Origin of the sequence: Streptomyces sp. NPDC101152 (assembly GCF_044768275.1) — a bacterium.
GTDB lineage: Bacteria > Actinomycetota > Actinomycetes > Streptomycetales > Streptomycetaceae > Streptomyces.
Map to the genome: position 1 here is coordinate 1 of NZ_JBIWPO010000040.1, position 18,479 is coordinate 18,479.

19 protein-coding genes are annotated in these 18,479 nt (G+C 67.6%); 18 read left to right on the forward strand and 1 reads right to left on the reverse strand.

What is annotated here, in order from left to right; translation table 11 throughout:
- Nucleotides 1-129: 129 nt before the first annotated feature.
- The 11 genes from ACIRVK_RS34290 to ACIRVK_RS34340 all read left to right on the forward strand — a co-directional run bounded on the left by ACIRVK_RS34290 (nt 130) and on the right by ACIRVK_RS34340 (nt 14,101).
- Nucleotides 130-474 carry a hypothetical protein gene (locus tag ACIRVK_RS34290; protein WP_404254083.1) on the forward strand — a complete coding sequence of 115 codons (345 nt, stop codon included), beginning with the start codon at nt 130-132 and terminating at the stop codon, nt 472-474.
- A gap of 70 nt (nt 475-544) precedes the next feature.
- The gene (locus ACIRVK_RS34295; protein WP_404254202.1) at nt 545-2,065 is read left to right on the forward strand and encodes an amino acid permease; all 1,521 of its coding nucleotides are present in this window, start codon (nt 545-547) and stop codon (nt 2,063-2,065) included.
- Complete coding sequence (locus ACIRVK_RS34300) at nt 2,065-3,435, forward strand: glutamine synthetase family protein (RefSeq protein ID WP_404254085.1); 1,371 nt, start codon at nt 2,065-2,067, stop codon at nt 3,433-3,435. Before ACIRVK_RS34295 ends, ACIRVK_RS34300 begins: the two co-directional genes overlap by 1 nt.
- A 112-nt stretch (nt 3,436-3,547) precedes the next feature.
- A complete protein-coding gene (gene fxlM / locus ACIRVK_RS34305; protein ID WP_404254087.1) occupies nt 3,548-4,753 on the forward strand; it encodes a methyltransferase, FxLD system in 1,206 nt (401 codons plus the stop codon).
- A 64-nt stretch (nt 4,754-4,817) separates the two neighbouring features.
- Nucleotides 4,818-5,000, forward strand: a complete 183-nt coding sequence (locus ACIRVK_RS34310) for an FxLD family lanthipeptide (RefSeq protein WP_404254089.1) — start codon at nt 4,818-4,820, stop codon at nt 4,998-5,000.
- Between the two features lie 83 nt (nt 5,001-5,083).
- Entirely contained in the window at nt 5,084-7,987 is a 2,904-nt protein-coding gene (locus ACIRVK_RS34315) for a lantibiotic dehydratase (RefSeq protein ID WP_404254090.1), read from the forward strand.
- Nucleotides 7,984-9,228 (forward strand): lanthionine synthetase C family protein, encoded by a 1,245-nt coding sequence (locus tag ACIRVK_RS34320; RefSeq protein ID WP_404254092.1) that lies wholly within the window; start codon nt 7,984-7,986, stop codon nt 9,226-9,228. The genes ACIRVK_RS34315 and ACIRVK_RS34320 overlap by 4 nt, the downstream gene beginning before the upstream one ends.
- 20 nt (nt 9,229-9,248) lie before the next feature.
- Nucleotides 9,249-10,079 carry a thiopeptide-type bacteriocin biosynthesis protein gene (locus ACIRVK_RS34325; protein WP_404254094.1) on the forward strand — a complete coding sequence of 277 codons (831 nt, stop codon included), beginning with the start codon at nt 9,249-9,251 and terminating at the stop codon, nt 10,077-10,079.
- Nucleotides 10,063-11,190 carry a hypothetical protein gene (locus ACIRVK_RS34330; RefSeq protein WP_404254096.1) on the forward strand — a complete coding sequence of 376 codons (1,128 nt, stop codon included), beginning with the start codon at nt 10,063-10,065 and terminating at the stop codon, nt 11,188-11,190. The genes ACIRVK_RS34325 and ACIRVK_RS34330 overlap by 17 nt, the downstream gene beginning before the upstream one ends.
- Before the next feature lie 276 nt (nt 11,191-11,466).
- Entirely contained in the window at nt 11,467-13,350 is a 1,884-nt protein-coding gene (locus tag ACIRVK_RS34335; protein ID WP_404254204.1) for an ATP-binding cassette domain-containing protein, read from the forward strand.
- A 103-nt stretch (nt 13,351-13,453) separates the two neighbouring features.
- Nucleotides 13,454-14,101, forward strand: a complete 648-nt coding sequence (locus ACIRVK_RS34340) for an SAM-dependent methyltransferase (RefSeq protein WP_404254097.1) — start codon at nt 13,454-13,456, stop codon at nt 14,099-14,101.
- A 217-nt stretch (nt 14,102-14,318) separates the two neighbouring features.
- Here ACIRVK_RS34340 and ACIRVK_RS34345 read toward each other — a convergent pair whose 3' ends face one another.
- The gene (locus ACIRVK_RS34345; protein WP_404254099.1) at nt 14,319-14,807 is read right to left on the reverse strand and encodes a DUF4265 domain-containing protein; all 489 of its coding nucleotides are present in this window, start codon (nt 14,805-14,807) and stop codon (nt 14,319-14,321) included.
- Nucleotides 14,808-14,973: 166 nt separating this feature from the next.
- Here ACIRVK_RS34345 and ACIRVK_RS34350 point away from each other — a divergent pair, with 166 nt between their 5' ends.
- From ACIRVK_RS34350 to ACIRVK_RS34380, 7 genes are all read left to right on the forward strand, one after another.
- Nucleotides 14,974-15,417 (forward strand): DUF6093 family protein, encoded by a 444-nt coding sequence (locus ACIRVK_RS34350; RefSeq protein WP_404254101.1) that lies wholly within the window; start codon nt 14,974-14,976, stop codon nt 15,415-15,417.
- Complete coding sequence (locus tag ACIRVK_RS34355; RefSeq protein ID WP_404254103.1) at nt 15,414-15,836, forward strand: DUF6093 family protein; 423 nt, start codon at nt 15,414-15,416, stop codon at nt 15,834-15,836. Before ACIRVK_RS34350 ends, ACIRVK_RS34355 begins: the two co-directional genes overlap by 4 nt.
- A 101-nt stretch (nt 15,837-15,937) precedes the next feature.
- The gene (locus ACIRVK_RS34360) at nt 15,938-16,315 is read left to right on the forward strand and encodes a hypothetical protein (RefSeq protein WP_404254105.1); all 378 of its coding nucleotides are present in this window, start codon (nt 15,938-15,940) and stop codon (nt 16,313-16,315) included.
- Between the two features lie 4 nt (nt 16,316-16,319).
- Nucleotides 16,320-16,757 (forward strand): HK97 gp10 family phage protein, encoded by a 438-nt coding sequence (locus ACIRVK_RS34365; RefSeq protein ID WP_404254107.1) that lies wholly within the window; start codon nt 16,320-16,322, stop codon nt 16,755-16,757.
- Nucleotides 16,758-16,811: 54 nt separating this feature from the next.
- Nucleotides 16,812-17,246 carry a hypothetical protein gene (locus ACIRVK_RS34370; RefSeq protein WP_404254109.1) on the forward strand — a complete coding sequence of 145 codons (435 nt, stop codon included), beginning with the start codon at nt 16,812-16,814 and terminating at the stop codon, nt 17,244-17,246.
- 130 nt (nt 17,247-17,376) lie between these two features.
- Entirely contained in the window at nt 17,377-17,862 is a 486-nt protein-coding gene (locus ACIRVK_RS34375) for a hypothetical protein (protein ID WP_404254111.1), read from the forward strand.
- Between the two features lie 16 nt (nt 17,863-17,878).
- The gene (locus ACIRVK_RS34380) at nt 17,879-18,460 is read left to right on the forward strand and encodes a hypothetical protein (protein WP_404254113.1); all 582 of its coding nucleotides are present in this window, start codon (nt 17,879-17,881) and stop codon (nt 18,458-18,460) included.
- Nucleotides 18,461-18,479 lie beyond the last annotated feature (19 nt).

Consider the following 18,479-nt stretch of genomic DNA (forward strand, 5'->3'; position numbering starts at 1 on the left):
ATCAAGAGGATCCGTACAGGCCGCTACGCGGCAGCCGCACCGCCAACGGCCACTGCCTTGCGCCCCGGTCATCAGCGCTAACTACCCGGCCTTGGGGGAACTTCAGGGTCCGTACTGCTGAATCTGCCCTTGTACGCCTACGTCGAGGACTACCGGATGCGGACGGCAGGCGGACAGGTCGCCAGCACGCTCGGTTTCTGGACGAACGACCAGGTTCGGTACTACGTCGAGTTGGCGAGAGACGGATGGTTCGCCTACGTCACCGACAAGAGAACCTGCTCCCTGCTGGATCTGAACTACCTGGCCTACACGCTGACTGCCTGTGGCCTGCCTGGCGCGGCAGAGGTGTTCACGGCGATCGGCTCCTTCGCCACCCCCGCGCCCTGGCAGCACGTCAGCGAAAGCCGGTGGTGGCAGGACGACTTCCTCCAAGCGCGCAACTACGCGATGAAGCATGCGCGGTACCGCAGATGAGAAGTCGGGCGCCCCCACGGCGAAGCGGTCTACCAGCACCACCCCGTTCCTCACCCCTTCGATCCAGAGGATTCTTTCGGTGTCTCCGAAACGTGCCGCCCACCGGCTGGTCGATGACGACGCTGTCCTGGCCGGGCTCGGCTATCAGACCGTGCTGGCGCGCCGCATGGGCCCGTTCGGCAACTTCGCGATCTCCTTTTCCGTCATCAGCATCCTGTCCGGATGCATGACTCTCTACGGCTTCGGCCTTACCACCGGCGGACCTGCCGTGATCATGTGGGGCTGGGTCGGTGTCGGCCTGATGGTCCTGCTGCTCGGCATGTCGTTAGCTGAGGTCACCTCCGCCTACCCCACTTCCGGGGGCCTGTACTACATGGCGCACCGGCTCGGCGGGCCTCGCTGGGCCTGGGTGACCGGCTGGCTGAACCTGCTCGGGCTGCTCGGCGCCATCGCGGGCATCGACTACGGCGCCGCCACGTTCGTCGGCGCGTTCGCCAACCTCCAGTGGCGTTTCACGCCGACACCGGAGAAGACCATGATGATCTTCGCCGGCATCCTGCTGCTGCACGCCCTGCTGAACGTGGCCGGCGTCCGCCTGGTCAGCCTCATGAACTCGGTCTCGGTGTGGTGGCACCTCATCGGCGTCGCAGTCATCGTCGGCGTGCTGACCCTCGCTCCGGCCGCTCACCAGAGCGCCGACTTCGTGTTCACCACGTTCAACAACGACACCGGCTTCAGTAACGGCCTGTACGTGACCGCGCTCGGGCTTCTGCTGGCGCAGTACACCTTCTGCGGTTACGACGCCTCCTCCCACCTGTCCGAGGAGACCACACAGGCCCCGATATCGGCGCCCCGGGGCATCGTCCGCTCGATCTGGGTCTCGTGGATCGCCGGGTTCATCCTGCTGGCCGGGCTCACGTCCTCGATCCAGGACTACGCGGGCACACAGAGCACTTCCACCGGCGTGCCGCCTGCGCAGATCTTCCTCGACGTCGTCGGTCTTTCCGGCGCCAAGGCCCTGCTGCTGATCGTGATCGTGGCCCAACTGTTCTGCGGCAACGCCGAGACGGCTGCTGCCTCGCGCATGGTGTTCGCGTTCTCCCGCGACGGAGCGGTTCCGTTCGCCGCCACCTGGCGCCGCGTCAGCACCCGCACCAAGACGCCGGTTGCCGCCGTGTGGCTGTCGGTGGGAGTCGCGCTGGTCCTGGCCGCACCGTCGCTGTACTCGCCGAGCGCGTACGCAGCGGTCACAGCCATCAACGTCATCGGCATCACCCCCGCCTACGCCATCCCCGTCTACCTGAGGCTGCGTGCGGGGGACCACTTCCAGCCCGGACCGTGGAACCTCGGCCGGTGGAGCAAGCCCATCGGCTGGACGGCCGTGACATGGGTCGGCTTCGTCACCGTCCTGTTCTGTCTGCCGCAGGTCTCCCCGATCACCACCTCGTCGTTCAACTACGCGGGCGTCGCCCTGATCGCTGTGCTGACGCTGGCCTGGATCCTGTGGATCACCCAGGGGCGCCGCAACTACCGAATCCCTGCCCTGGGTAACACCGCCACGCACGCCTCCCTGGCAGAGGACGTGGTCTGATGAGCAGCCGGCACATTGACCTGGACAGCGAGCTGTCCCCGCTCGCCGGTCTCATCTCCGCTGACGACTTCCGGACCGCAGTGGAGCGCGAGGACATCACCACCGTCATGGTGTGCGTCCCCGACATGATGGGGCGCCTCCAGGGCAAGCGACTCAACGCCTTCACCTTCCTTGACCGGATCGCCAAAGGCACGACGGTGTCGGAAGCCTGCGCCTACATCCTGGCCACCAACGTGGGCATGGACCCCCTGGGCGGCTTCGACCTCACCGGCTGGGACAAAGGCTTTCAGGATCTTGGAATGGTCGCCGACCTGAGCACGCTGCGTGTCCTGCCCTACATGCCCGGCCTCGCACTGGTGCACTGCGATGCCGTCCAACCCGACGGAACGCCCCTGGAGATGGCTCCGCGCCGCATGCTCCGCACGCAGCTCAATCGACTGGAAGAGCTCGGCTTCGAGGCGCGTGTGGGTCTGGAGAGCGAGTTCGTTCTCTGCAGCGTCCTCCAGCCCGTAGTGCCGCACAACCTCGACTACGCCCTCGACCACCCGCCGGCGCTCAGCGACTTCCTCCGGTACCTGGAAGACGCTCTGCCCGAGGCCGGTGTGCCGATCGAGGCGACGAAGACAGAGGGTGCGCCCGGCCAGGTGGAGATCACGTTCCCCTACGGCCCGGCGCTGGAAGCCTGCGACGCCTATACCGTCTACAAGCAGACCGTGCAGCACCTGGCCAGACGTCAGGCTCTGACGGCGACGTTCATGAGCGCACCGTTCACGGGGGTGGGCAGTGGGCTGCACCTGCACCTTTCCCTCTGGAAGGACGGTGCACCAGCCTTTACAGCAGCCTCCGGCGAGGAGCTGCCGGAGACGATGCGGCACAGCATCGCCGGACTGCTCTCCGGCATGCCGCACCTCGCCCCGCTGTACGCGCCCTACCCCAACTCGTACAAGCGGTACGCGACGGCGCACTCCTTCGCCCCCCAGTACATGAACTGGGGGCACGACAACCGCGGGTGCGCCGTGCGGGTCACCGGACACGGCGAGGGCACGCACCTGGAGATCCGCCTGCCCGGCGCCGATGCCAACCCCTACCTCGCGCTGGCCGCCTCGCTCGCCGCGATCGTGCACGGCCTGACCGAAAAGCTGACACCGCCCGGTCCCTGCCGGGACGACGCCTACGCAGACCGGCAGGCGACCCGTGTTCGACGTGACCTGGCCGAGGCAGTGGCGTACTTCGACGGCAGCAACTTCGCAACGAGCGTGCTCGGAGCCGAGGTAGTGCGTCACTACGCCATCGCGGCCGCGGCCGAGATCGCCGAGCACCGCAGACAGGTCACCGACATCGAGCGGGAACGGGGGTTCGACCGTGCCTGAGTGACCGGCGCGTAACCGACCCCAGCGACGGCGTCCTGGCTAGCGTCCTCGCTGGTCACCCTGCCCAGCTGCGCTATCGCAAGCATCACCCCCAACAGAAACAGGTAATTGGATGACTGCCACCGACGACTCGACTGTTCGCGATCCCGACGCCTGGCGGGCGGACATGGTCCGCGCGCTTCGTGACCAGGACGCGATCACCTCCGAGCCTGTCGCTGCTGCCTTCGCCGCAGTGCCCCGGCATCGGTTCGCGCCGGACGCGCCCCTGGACGTCGCCTACGACCTCCACCGCACCGTGCCCGTCAAGAAGGATGAGCACGGCCTGGACATCAGCGTCATGTCCGCCGCCCACCTCCAGGCCGTGATGCTGGAGCAAGCTGCCATCGAGCCCGGCATGAAGGTTCTGGAGATCGGCTCCGGCGGCTACAACGCCGCGCTTATCCAGGAACTCGTGGGCAGCGAGGGGGCGGTCACCACGGTCGACATCGACCGTGACATCGTCGACCGCGCCCGTCTGTGCCTGGACGATGCCGGGTACGACCGGGTGAAGACCGTGCTCGCCGACGGCGAGACCGGTGTCCCTGAGGGTGCGCCGTACGACCGGATCATCGTCACCGTGGCCGCGTGGGACATTCCTCCGTCGTGGATCAGTGAGCTTGGCGAGAAGGGCAGGCTCGTCGTCCCGCTGACTGTGCGTGGCACTACCCGTTCGATCGCGTTCGACCGTGACGGGGAGGGGCTGGTCAGCCGCTCCTACCGTCTGGCCCGCTTCGTGCCCATGCAGGGCGAGGGAGCTGCCAAGGAACGCAAGGCATTGCTGCGGGACGGCGTCGCCGTGCAGACAGACGACGAGCGGGTGCCCTTGAACACGAAGGCACTGAATGACGCCCTGGACACTCCCCGGCGGGAGTTCTGGTCGGGGGCGGCCTACGACCTGCCGGACGAGCTGGAGCTCTACCTCACGCTCCAACTGTCGAGCGCGGCCCGACTGCACGCGTCCAAGGACGTCGTCGACAGCGGGCTCGTGGAAGCATCGGCCCTGCTTGGTGTGCCGGCGTTGGTCAGCGAGGACAGCATCGCGTACCGCACCCGCCGCGAGAACGAGGACACCGACGGCTTCGAGAGCGGCGTGGTTGCGCACGGCCCGCAGGCCGAGGCACTCGCGGACGAGTACCTGAAACTGCTGCGGCGCTGGGCCCAGGACCACCGCCGCCGTGGAGCAGCAACGATCAGGTTCCTGCCTGGTCCCGCCCCGTCGACTCTGCCCCAGAGCACCGTTCTGAAGCGGCACGGCGTCGTCACGGTGTCCTGGCACTAAGACTCCGGGGCCCGCTCCCGGGCCCCGGCTCTTTGCACCATCACTCACTGCCAAGGAGGCATGTATGACCGTTCAGATGGAGCGTCCTGTTGCTCAGCCGGTCGCCGAACAGGGAACGGCCGGACAGAACGACTTCGACCTGGACATCACCATCGTCGAGGGCGGTCCCGCCGCGGACCAGCTCATCCGTCTGACGAACGACGGCTGCGGCTCGACGTGTGCGTCCGCGTGCACGAGCTGCCCGTAACAGCACAGACCGCGTGATCGCGGTGCCCGGCCGCACTTGCCCCATGGGCGCGGCCGGGCACCGCGCAGCCAAAGGAGGGGTGTGTGTATCGCTACGTTGATGCAGCCGTTATACGGGCCGCCGCGTTGGACTCCGACGAGCAAGTGGTCTGGCCCGAGCTGATCGGCCCGTCCGCGAACACGGCGTCGTGGCGGGCGTGGCTACAACAGACCTGGCAAACAACCGACTTCGCGACCGCCGTCAAAGCCGCAAGCCCGGAGCTCGCGAGTCGAGTGGACCAGGTCTGCGCTGGTCAGCCGCTGCCGGGCCCCGTCGTACACCGCACCGTGCTCTCTGTACTGCGTTACCTACTGCGGGCCCGCACACGCGCCACCCCGTTCGGATTGTTCGCTGGAGTTGCGGCCGCGCGCATAGGAGCCGCCCCGGCGCTGCGAGTGGGCACCGGACACCAGACGTCCGCCAGACCCGACGCGGCATGGACCACGGCCCTCATCGACCGGTTCGAGGAGGACAGCGGACTGCGGCCGTATCTGAAGCTGGTCACGTCCAGCCTCGTCGTCGAGCGAGACGGTCACGTGGTGATCGAGCACCGCCCACGCCGCACGCGAGACGGCGCTTCCGAACACGTCCAGGTACGCGTGACCGGACCGGTCCGCACAGCCCTGGACGACGCGCGGACTCCAATCCTGTGGAGCGATCTCGCCGCAAAGCTCTCGGCCAGTTTCCCGACCGCGCCGTTCGCCGCGATCGAGAACCTACTCGCGGGCCTGGTCAGGCAACGATTCCTGATCAGCAGCCTCCGCCCGGCGATGATGGCCACTGACCCGCTTGTCACCCTCCGTCCTCACACGCGATATCTCGCGCCCACTGAAACTGCAGTGTTGTACGAGGCTCCCAAGACCGCGCTCGACCTACGGGTGGACTGGGACTTGGTCGTGCCGGAGACGGTGGCCCAGGAGGCGGCAGCGGCAGCCAAGGCACTCACCCGTCTCGCACCCCGTGCGGCGCTGGCCGGATGGTCCGAGTGGCACAGCCGGTTCCTTGAGCGGTACGGGCCAAGGGCGGTTGTCCCCATCCTGGACGCCATCGACGCCTTGGGGTACCCATCCGGCTACCTCGGCTCTACCACCGCGCCGACACCGTCCCCCCTGCCCGATCGTGACGGCCGGCTCATCAAGCTCGCCCACGCCGCAGGGATGCAGCACCGCCTTGAAGTAGAGCTCGACGATGCCGCCCTTGAGGAGCTGGCCACCACGGATCCCGGCCACGCCGTCCAGCCGAGCACCGAGGTGACCGTCCGCATCGAAGCCGCGAGCGTTCTGGCACTGCAGAAGGGCAAGTTCACCCTGCACGTTGTCGGGGTGGCACGCTCGGCCGGAACGACCACCGGCCGCTTCTTGGCCTTGCTGGACGACGAGGACCGCCGCCGCATGAGCGAGGTGTACGCCGCGCTGCCCGGAGTGCACCAGGGTGCGCTCCTCGCGCAGATCAGCTCTACCCCGCTGTCCGCACCCGCTGAGAATGTCGCGCGTGCCCCGCAGGTGACCGGGCTGGTGATCTCGCTCGGCGACTACCACGGCTCGGATACCAGCGTCATTCCCCTCGCGGACCTTGCGGTGACCGCCGATGCCGAGCGGCTGCACCTGATCTCGCTCTCCCGCCAGCGCCCGGTGCACACGCTGCTGCTGAACGCCGTAGACCTTGGCCATCACACCCATCCACTGGCCCGGTTTTTGGCCGAGGCACCCGTCGCCCTGGCCGTCCCGTGCACCGGATTCATGTGGGGGACCGCCGCCTCCAACCTGCCGTTCCTGCCCGCACTGCGCTACGGACGCACGATCCTGTCCCCGGCCCGCTGGCTTCTTGTCCGCGATCATCTCCCCGCCGCCCCGGCACCGTGGCCACAGTGGGACGAGGCCCTGTCCCGATGGCGCCGCGACGTGCGACTGCCCGAGCGGGTGTACCTGAGCGAGGCCGACCAGTGCATCGCCCTGGACCTGACGGAGCCCTCACACCGTGCCTTACTGCGCACCCACCTGGACCGCGACGGCACGGTGACGCTGCGCCCCGCACCGGGACCTCAGGAAATGGGCTGGACCGGCGGCCACGCCCACGAAGTCGTCATCCCCCTGACCGCAGAACAGAACGTCGCCCCCGTCAAGGCAGCAGGCCATGTCGTCGGCCGAGAGCACGGCCACATGCCCGGTTGCGGCGACCGCATATACCTCCAGCTCCACGGACACCGCGATCGGCAGAACCTGCTCCTGACCCAGCACCTGCCGAACCTGCTGGAAGAACTGGACGCCCCTCGATGGTGGTTCGTCCGCTACCCAGACCCCGAGCATCATCTCCGCGTCCGCCTGACGTGCGCTCCCGGCACCCTCGGCTCTGCCATCGAGCGCATCGGGGAGTGGGCCCAGCAGCTACGGCACAGCGGTCTGATCACGCACGTCGGAGTGGAGACCTACCACCCGGAGACTGCACGGTTCGGGGGCCCCACAGCGATCGGTGCGGCCGAGCAGTTTTTCGTCGCCGACTCCGCCGCTGTCCTAGCCCAACTTGCCGCCCAGGCCGGGAAGAACGCACCGGATGCCCGCGCGATGACCGCCGCGAGCATGGTGGACATCGTCGCCGGCCTGCTCGACGACGACGCTGCCGCGATGCACTGGCTCATCAAGTGCACCCGCACCGACCAGGCGGCTCCGCCCCGCGCCGTCTACCGGCAAGCCGTCGACCTGGTGAACGCCAACCCTGTGGGCCTCGACGGGTGCGTCACCACAGCCTGGTCTGCGCGCCGGGTGGCTCTGGCTGCCTACCGCCGCGCACTCGAGGGCACGGCCACGCACCCCCACGATGTGCTGCCGGATCTGCTGCACCTCCACCACGTCCGACTGTGCGGGCCGGGACTGTCCGAGGAACGCACACACCTGCACCTGGCCAGAGCTGCCGCCTTGAGTTGGGCGGCACGAGCAAGGACGACATTGTGACTACGGCAGCCCCCGCCCTCGCCGCGCTGTCAGTCGCCGACCAGCTGGCCCGCGCACTGGCCGACCCGAACACCGTGTGGCCCGGCGGCCCGCCCGACGGCAGTCGCGCCTGGCCGCAGTCCCTCGCCGGAGGAGCCTCGGGAATAGCCCTGCTGCACATCGAGCGCGCCCGGACCGACCGGGGCGACTGGGACACCGCGCACGCTTGGCTGGCCACTGCCGTTCACGGCGAAGTCTCCGCCGCAGCCAACGCGAACCTGTACTTCGGCGCTCCCGCCCTCGCGTACATCACACACCGCGCGGCTAGCGCATCGGGTTGGTACCTGCGCGTCCTGGAACGTCTGGACACGGCGACCTTCACAGTCACCCGGAACCGCCTGGCCGGGGCCCACCAGCGCATCGGTCGCGCCGAGCGGCCTCCCATGGAGGAATTCGACCTGATCCAGGGCCTGGCCGGGCTGGGTGCCTACCACCTGAGCCGTCATCCCCACCACGAGATCACCCGGGACGTCTTGACCTACCTGGTGCGCCTGACCGAGCCGCTGCCCAATTCGGCCGGACTGCCGCCGTGGTGGATGAACGTCGCACCCACTGGCTCACCCCACACCGACTACCCCGGCGGGCATGGAAACTTCGGGCTCGCCCACGGCATCGGCTCCGCCCTGTCCGTACTGTCCCTGGCACTGCTGCGCGACCTGGCCGTGCCCGGCACGGTCGATGCGATTGAGAGGATCTGCGCCTGGACCGACCAATGGTGTCAGGGCGACGAGACCGCTCCTTGGTGGCCCGGCTATATCTCGATGCCGCAGGCGGCCGACAACTACGTCCATTCCGCCCTTCGCCCCCGCCCATCCTGGTGTTACGGAGTCGGCGGCACCGCCCGCGCCCAACAGTTGGCCGGACTCGCCCTCCGAGACCCAGCCCGCGTGCAGGCCGCCGAGAGCGCGGTCCTCGCCACCCTGCGCGACCCGCTTCAGCTGGACCACCTCCCCGAGATCGGGCTGTGTCATGGCATGGCCGGACTGCTGCACGCCGCGTGGCGGATGGCCAGGGAGACGCGCAACACCGAGATCGCTACGGAGCTGCCGCACCTCGCAGACCGTCTGATCACCGCGCTCGACCAGGATGACCACGACCCGGAACTCCTCGACGGAGCCGCCGGAGCGGCCCTCGCCCTGCACACCCTCGGCGTAGACAGCGCGCCCGCACCACACTGGGACACCTTCCTCGCCCTGGCGTGAACACCCCGGAGACCCGCCTCATGAACTCGCACACCTGGTGTCAGGCCAACGTCATGTTCCCGGACTGGGAAGGCGCCGAGACCATCGCTTTGGCCCGACTCGGTCCCTTCTTACGTACCGCAGATGACGATGGCGCCCTCACCTCGTGGTTCATCATCCGAAAGCACCCCTGTTGGCGCGTGCGCTACCAGCCCGCTGCCGGCGGGCACGACCGCATCGCCCAGGGCCTCGACCTTCTGATCGCCGAGGGTTCCGTCACAGCGTGGACGGAGATCATCTACGAACCCGAGATCTACGCCTTCGGCGGTGCCGAAGCCATGGCATCCGCCCACCGCCTCTTCCACCGCGACAGCCGGAACCTCTTCGACTTCCTCCCGAGCGACGCGGGCAGACACCGCCGCGAGACATCCCTCATGCTGTGCAGCCTCATGATGCGCTCCGCCGGACTGGACTGGTACGAGCAAGGCGATGTCTGGGCGCGCGTCGTCGCGCACCGCGCGCTGACCGCCGATACCGAGCAGGGCAACAGCGACCGACTGTTCTCCGCCGTGCACCGACTGATCTCTGTGAACGGGGAGGACATGATGCGGACGGGTGGCCCTCTGACACATGTTGCCGAATGGGCCAGCGCGTACGCCGACGCGGGAAGGGAATTGGCGGACCTCACAGACTCCGGACGGCTCCACCGTGGCCTGCGTGACGTCCTGGCCCATCACGTGCTCTTCGCCTGGAACCGGATCGGCCTGCCCTACGCCGCGCAGGCCACCCTTGCAGCCGCCGCGAAGACCGTCACTTTCGGCCCGGACCCGACCATCGAGAGGAGCAGCGCAAACCATGTGGAAACTCCCTGACGCCGCAGCCCAACGCTTCCCGCTCATCGCTCGCCCCCGCCCCGCTTGCCTCCCTTTAGCTCAGCGCGTGCAGGCGCTGGCCGAACTCGCCGATATCGCGGCGAAGACTGGCGACCCGAGCATGGCCTCCACCGTCTACAACCAGGCCGCGTTGATCGCCTCTGACGTAGGAGCCTCGGGCCTTGCCCGAACGATGTGCCAGCAGCACGCCGCTGTCTATCTGCACGCCACCCCCTTGCCCGGTCCAATCGCGATTCGAGCCCTCGAACCTCTCGTCAATCTCGCGCGCCTCCAGATCCGCGCCGGGCAGCACGACGACGGCCGCCAACGCCTCCTGACACTCTTCGACGCTGTCAACACCGAGTCCCCGGCTCAGGTCGAGGAAATCGCCATACCCGCCGACCTCACCGCGAACGCCGAGGACCGCCAAGAGGTCCGCACCTGGCTGTGGCGGGTCCTCCTCGCCGATGGCACACGCGCCCTGACCGCGGCCGGCCGGTGGACTGAAGCACTCGCCCATGTCGAGGCACACCGCGGCGTTGGGCAGCGCATGTTCGACGGCCGCCAAGTCGCCGTCCTTGCCGCCCTCGCCACGGGCAACAGTGTCAACGCCAACGACCAGTTGGCCGCCACGGAGTCCGGGGAGCCCTGGGAGAACGCCGTCAGGGACTGCCTGACCATACTGTGCCGCCAGGCAGCGGGCCTACCATGGCGGGACCGCCTGCAGAACCTGGTGGCCACCTACCTCGAACGACCAGACGAGGACGGCATGACCGTCTTCAACACGCGGTTCGGACTCGCGGTGCTGGACGTGCTCGCTTCGCCCGAGGATCAGGTTGCGCGTGTGGTGGTCGCGGAGCTGTACCGCCGGACGATCAAGGCGTCCGATGGATACGCCGCCCGAGAGATCCTTGCGCACCCCTTGTTCACCGCAGTCGCCGCCGATCGGGAGGCGCAGGACTGCCGTGCTCTCCTCCACGCCTGTGCACTCGGAGCCGGGTCGCTCCCCATCGAGTTGCACGACCAGCTCGCCAAGGCGTTGCGTACGTGCGACCACACGATCCGGAAGGACGTTGCCCGTCTGGAGCGGGCTTGCACAACGAAGCAGTAATGATCTTGGTCCTGGGCGGTGCCCGGACGTCGCCACGAGCCGGTCACCCCTTGGAAACCTCATTTGCCACAGGCGTTTCAGACGTCGGCGATTCGGCCAATTCTCACCGCCCACGGGCGGCCTCATCACGGCGGCCACGCGTTCGACCCCTTGCGTTTCAAGGGCCCCAGCGCGTCCGGAATCGAGCGCGTTCGAATCCCGTGGTGCGTCGTTATGCCGTGCACCGCCGCGCCATCCGGGTGCGGTTTCGCCGCCCAAGGAGGGATACAGGTGACTGTGACTGACGCCTCGACTGCAAACGAGGAGACGCCTCCCCCTCCACCCCCGGCCACCATCACCTTCGAGGGCAAGTACGGGAAGAACCCGCTGGCAGATGCTAGTTTCGGGGCAATGTGCCGACGTCTTCCCTTCGTGCTCGGGCACACTGCGCGGATGGCGTGGGCTGTCGACAGGACCGGCGTCGTGCTGCTTCTCGTCTGCCAGTTGCTCACCGGCATCGCGGCCGCCGTCGTGCTCGCGTTCACCGCCCGGGCGATGACCCACCTTCTCGCCACCGGCACCGTGTCCGAACGTCTGCACGCCGCACTTCCCGCCCTGATCGCGGTGACGACGGCTGCGGGTATCGGACGCATCAGCAGCGCACTGTCCTCGTACGCCGAAGGACGGATCACACCTCTGCTGACGACCGAAGCGGACGTTGCCCTCGTCGCCGCGGTGTGCCGCGTGGAGTCAGCCGCGTACGGCGAGGACGGATTCGCCGACCGGCAGGAGGCCGCCGAAGTCGGGGTCACCCGGACCCGGATGATGGTGCAGGACGCCCAGCGGTTCATGTCCGCCCTGATTCGCATGATCGCCGCGAGCGGAGTCATCACCGCGCTGCACCCGCTGATGTTGCCTCTGCTCCTGCTCGCGGTGCTCCCAGCCGGCGCAGGGGCAGTGCTGTCCGCACGCGTCGACTACGAGACCCATTACCTCAACGTTGGCGACCGCAACGTGCGCTCCATGATGCGCTGGTGGGCCACCTACTCCCGCTACGGCGACGAGGTCCGCGCCAACGGTATGACGAGCTACCTCATCTACTGGTACCGCGCCCTGTCCGCCCGGATCGACCAGCGCACGTTGACCGCTGCCCCGCGGATGCTGCGCATCGTCCTGGCCACCAGCGCCCTGGGTGGGATCTTCCTGCTGGCGACCTGGGCCACCCTCGCCTGGCTGGCAACCACTGGCCGAGTTGCCCTGCCCATCGCGGCCACCGCCGTGGTCGCCGTTCAGACCACGCTGGCCGCCCTCTCCCAGTTCGTCATCTACGGCGCCGCGATGTTCCACACCTCGCTCTATCTGGCCGACATGCGGTCCTTTCTCAACATGGCCAGTGAACGCGCCCCCAAGCGCGGCGCATTGACTATCCCCGACCGGGTGAATGAGATCCGCCTCGACGAGGTCGTGTACCAGTACCCCGACAAGGAGGAAGCCGCCGTCGCAGGGGTATCGCTGACACTGCGTCGCGGCGAGATCCTGGCCATCGTCGGCGAGAACGGCTCAGGTAAGTCGACCCTGGCCAAACTCATCACCGGCATCCTGCTTGCCGACAAGGGCCGCGTCCTGTGGGACAGCATCGACCTTGCCCAGGCCGACCCTGATGCAGTGTGGAAGCGCACCGCCCTCGTCCCGCAGGGCTTTGCTTGCTGGCCGCTGCGGACCCGCGAGAACATCACCCTCGGCCAGCCGAAGACATCCGACGACGGGCCGGTGTGGGACGTCGTCGACGCCGTCGGCATGCGTGAAGCGATCGAGAAGCTGCCCCACCAGCTCGACACCCTCCTCGCGAAGGAGCTGTTCGGCGGCGCCGAACTGTCCGGAGGGCAGTGGCAGCGACTCGTGTGTGGCCGCGCGCTCTACAGGCAAACGCCACTACTGATCTTGGATGAGCCGACCTCGCAGATGGACGCCCGCGGTGAGCACGCCATCTTCCTGGAGATCAAGCGGATCGCCGTCGAGCGCATGACGATCGTCGTCACCCATCAGCTCGAAAATACGCGGCTCGCCGACCGCATCCTTGTCATGGACAAAGGCCGAGTCATCGAACAGGGCACGTACGAGGACCTGGTAAATGCCGGCGGCTTGTTCGCAGAGCTCGCCGTCCTGGCCAAGGACCGTTGACGCCCCATGTCCAGCACCACGCCACAATCCGCAACACGACGACGGGACAGCCGCGTTGAACGCACAAACAGCGAACAGGGAGAGCTGGGTCCGCTACGGACAGATGCAGTTGGACCGCGGTTACGTGCCGCCTGTCCCCGAACAGATCAGATGGGGGTTCTGGGAGGGCGTCGGCCCAGGCGACGACGCGCTTGGGCCGCTGCGCGGGAAGCGGGTGCTGGCCGTCGGGTCAGGCCCTGGGCATCACGCTGTGCACCTTGCGCGCCAACACGGCGCCCTCGTGGACGCAATCGAGCTGTCGCCCACTCAGCACGAGCGGGCAATCCAAGCCTTCGGTGACGTACGCGGCGTCCGGTTCTTGCAGGGCGAGGCAGTTGAGCACCTGCAGACAGCTGAGCCATACGACGCGGCATACGCGATCGGAACCCTCGCGTGCAACGACCCTCACCGTCTCCTGCCGGCGCTGCGCAACGGACTCGATGGCGGTGCGCCGCTGGTCTTTTCCGCCTTGCACACCAACCTCCATGGGCATGGTCCTTCCTCGGTGGTCATGCCCCGTCAGGAAATGATCCGCATTCGCGATCAGGAGCCGATCCCACTGCAGATGTGGGTGCTGACTCCGCAGCTGTGGGAGGACGTGCTGGTCGACTACGGATTCCGCGTGGAGGTGATCGACCTGTTGCGCGCTCCCGAGGCCGATAACCCCGTCATCGTGCAGCTCATCCGCGCCCGCCGGATCTCTCGCGCGTAGTGGCCTGCGCAAGTGGACCAGAATGACCTAGGTCCGTTGGTGGTCCGCTGCCGCAGGGATCTGCAACAGATCACTTGCTGACGTTCCGCGCTGCCCGAGGCTCACTTACAGCATGAGGTCATCGGGCAGTTCGGTTCGATGGGGAGTGCGCCCGATGTCCTGTGCCACCGAACATTGATCGTGTGTCACCGAAGTCTGAGCGCGAAGGATCAGAGAGTCAGGCGTTCCACCACTCGTCGGTGCCGCAGCCGACTTCGTAGTGCCACCATCCTTCCTCCTGCCCTTGGTTCAGGAGTGCCTTGATCCCGGCGAAGTCTGCTCCGGCCGGCGCAGTGAAGGCAACCATGGGGAAGTCCTCACTGAACACTTCGCCGCCGAGACGGAAGACGGAAAGTCGCTGGTGCACAGCCTGGGGGCTACGCCCCAGAGGGCCGCTGGGAATGGGCACGACCCGGATCGTGCAGTTGCCGCCAGAGGCCACCCGCCCGACGGCCCAGTGCAGCCCGTCAGAGTCGGTCTGGAAGCGCACAACGTCACCCTCAGCCACCCCGTTCTGAAGAAACGGAGGATTCTGGACTCGGGCCGTATCGGCACCGAGCCTCGTCGCCCACAAACCCTCCGTGTCCTGCGGGAACCAACCCTCGCGAGGGACGAACCGAAACCACACCTTGATCTTCTCGGCAGTGCTGTCCATGGCGGCAATCATGCGCTGACCACCTCAGCATCTCGCATCGGGTCTGAGCTGGGCGATCAACCTTCGCTGTCACGAAACGGCCGATGCTCAACTTTCAGTGGCAACGATCAAACTTCGATGGCACAGGACACCCGAGGATGAATCAGGCCTGTCGGCTGTCGCGGCTACGCTCGAACGTATGAGTACTCCCGCCGAAGGGCTGACCCTGGGGGCCGTCAGCGCCCTGATCGAACGCAAGATCCTTACCGACATCGTACGTATCAGCAGAGCGGGCGAGCCGGTCTTCAACCCGGACACGGGCCAGTACGAGCCCGGCCCGCCCGTCATCATCTACGAAGGGCCCGGCGGGGTCTTCCCGAATGGAGATCCCGGGATAGTCCTGCACCTGGAAGGCCAGGCGTACGTCGACGACTCCACGTCGAAGTACAAGCTGATCACGCCTCTGGACGCCCCGGTGGCCTCGCGCGAGGACACGGTGAGCATCGTCAGTGCCGCCGACCCGGCAGCGATCGGCCGTACGTGGCGCGTCCTCGATGTCGGGCAGACCTCCACCCTGGCCGTGGTCCGCACGACGTTCCTGGACCAGAACACCCAGTCCAGCACTTTGGGCAGCACCTCGTGAGCGCGCCGATCGACACGGAGGCGGAACGGGAGAGGCTGGAGTCGACGCTGCTGGTGGACACGGTACGGATCACCCGCCCGACGGGAACACCCCAACTCGACCCCTCGACCGGCCTCCTGGGGCCCGTACCGGCGGAGGCGGTCTACGAGGGGCCGGGGGCTGTCCTGTCCGGCCATGGCCAGGTCACCGCGCAGCACGTTCTCGGGCGGGAATGGCTGGACGACACGGTCAGCTGGTATCGGCTCCTCACGCCGATTTCGGCGCCGGTTCCCGTGCGGTACGACCGCGTGGAGGTCGTGGCCGCAGCTGGTGAGCACGCGGCGACAGCGAATCGGGTGTGGCAGGTCCTCGATCCGTCGGAGGCGTCCACGGTCGAGATCGTTCGCGTGACCCGTCTCGACGAGATCACCCCTCCGTAGACGGCTGGCGAACTGGGCTGTCACCGGCTACCCGTAAGCTCATATAGGTGCCAACACATCAGAGTAAAGAACCCACCTCTCTCGAGGGTGAGCCACTGTCGGTGCGCGTCACCGGACAGGGGCATACCGCCGTCGTGGAGATCGGCGGTCACGACGTCTTCCGGGACCTCTCTGCCTATACGCTGGCCCACCGCGCGGGCGACGTACCGCAGATGGTCATCGAACTCTCCCCGAGATCCACAGCGTCCGGGGTGTTCGAGGGCCTGGCGCACGTCGTCATCGGCGACCCGCCGGATCCTGGCCCCGCAGCGGCTGCCTTCCTGTCCGCGATCAGCCCCGCCGAGCTCGAGAAAGCTGCGCTCGACCGCCACGACCTCATGGACGGCCGCCCGCACGAGCTGACCCGCGCCATGCTCGCCCTGCTGCGCGAATGGGCCCTCGGTCAGTGGGGCGAGCCGGAACCGGAAGACGGGCAGTGAGTCAGTGGCGTCCTCGCTGAATTCGCACCCCAACGCCCACCCTCTTGCGGGCGCCTATTCCAACGCCTTCCAGATCGCCGCGCAGCTCGACGCCAGGGCCGCGCGCACTCTGCCCGAGGTCACCGCCATCGTCCAGCACTACGCAATGCTGCTGGAGACCAGGATCAAGGCCAAGGCCAGCGGCAGGCCGGGCCCCAACGCGCCCACGGGCGACTACCGGCGCTCCTGGACACACGAGGTGTCCACGGACGGGTTCACCGTCACGGCGGTCGTCGGCACGAACAAGCCCCAGGCTCGACGGCTGGAGTACGGCTTCGTCGGTGCCGACAGCCTGGGACGCATCTACAACCAACCGCCCTATCCGCACGTTGGGCCCGCCGTCGAGGAGATCCGGCCGCTGTTCATCGCGGCGCTCGGCGACACCATTGACGACGACTCGTGAGAGACAGCCACGCCACGGGGCGACAGCCCACGCCCCCGAAGAAGAGGAGGAGTAGTGCCCGTCTCCGGCAGAGAAGTGTCCCTCGCGATCCAGAAGACGTTGGCCACAGCAACCGCCCGAAGCTGCGGATACGGGACCGCCCCCACGGCATCAAGTACGCCCACCGGCGCCACGATTCCCTACAGCGTCCTCTACCCGCTGGGTGTGACGACGAGCGGTCCGCCCTACGGTGACGGCGACGCTGACGCTCGCGTGCTCGTCCAGGTCACCTCAGTCGCCTCAACCGCCGAACAGGTCGAGTGGATGGCCGACAAGGTCCGTACCGCGCTCCTCGCACGCTTGAGCGGGGCCTACGTCAACGCCATCACCATCACCGGCTATGCCGTGATCGACCGCGAGCTGGACAAGGAGGAAGGGATGTCCGTCAGCGGTGGCGTATACAGTTATGTACAGCGGTACGTCCTCACTGTTACGACTCCCGGGTCCTGACGTTCCAGCTACCTCACCGCGGAGGCATCTCGCGGACGCCCGGCCACCCGGCACGGGCCGATTCCCCTTCATGGGGACCGGCCCGGCGTGTGCGCGCTCGGGACCACCGGTTCCCGGAGAGCGAGAATCAGTGTCACAGCAGCGGTTCACCCGTCGCGGCACCACGAAGTTCTTCTTCCTGAAGGACATCGTCTCGAAGGAACTGGTCCCGATCCGGCCGGAGCTCGGCGGCACCAACGGGACCGACCTGTCCCCGGCCATAAGCGACATCGAGGGCTTCGCTGTCGAGAACACCCCCATCGACACACCGGACTTGGCGACCGAGTTCACCGGCAACATTCCCGGCGAGGACAAGGCCGACAACTCCAGCCTCACCTTCTACGAGGACAAGGTCGACAGCGCCCTGGAGACACTCCTCGCCAAGGGCGTCGAGGGCTACGTGGTCATCCTCCGCAAGGGCGACATCCCGGGATCGAAGTCCATGGACATCTTCCCGGTCCGCGTCGGCTCCCGGTCCAGTACGTACACGACCGCCTCCGAGCCGGCGAAGTTCAAGGTCAGCTTCAACGTGACCGGCAAGCCCGTCCAGGACGTGGCCGTCCCGGCCGCCGCCTGATCGGCGGGGGTGTCGCATGACCACGACCTTCGTTGATCCTCCGGCCGGTGCCGTCGCCCGTGATCCGCACTGGTCGGCCAAGATGGCCCGCCTGCGGGGGCGTCGACTTCCCGAGCGCGCCGTGTCCTTCCTCGACGACCAGGACCTGAAGCAGCGCGTGACCGATGCGGCGCTGGGCATGGCCAAGGCCCGTACCAGCGCCGTTGGTCGGGCCTCCGAGATGGAGGTACCAGTCGACGAGCGCGAGACCTGGGCGCTCGCCAAGCCGGAGGTGCTGGCCGCCCAGGCCGCGCTGGACGAGGCCCGGCGAGCCTTGGCAGCCGGGACCCTCACGCTCACCTTCAGGGCATTGCCGCGCCCTGTCTGGGAGCAGCTGCTTCGGGAGCACGCCCCCACGGAGGAGCAGGCGGATCTCGGCCACGAATACAACGTCGAGACCTTCCCCGCCGCTCTCGTCTCGGCCTCCTCGGTGGACGGCATGAGTGAGGCGGAGGCGCAGGAACTCCTCGACAGTTGGAGCGACGCGGACGCCAAGGCCCTGTTCACGGCCGCGCTGCTGGTCAACCAGACCATGAGGGCCGACCTGGGAAAAGGCTGATCGCCGACGCCCAGTTCAG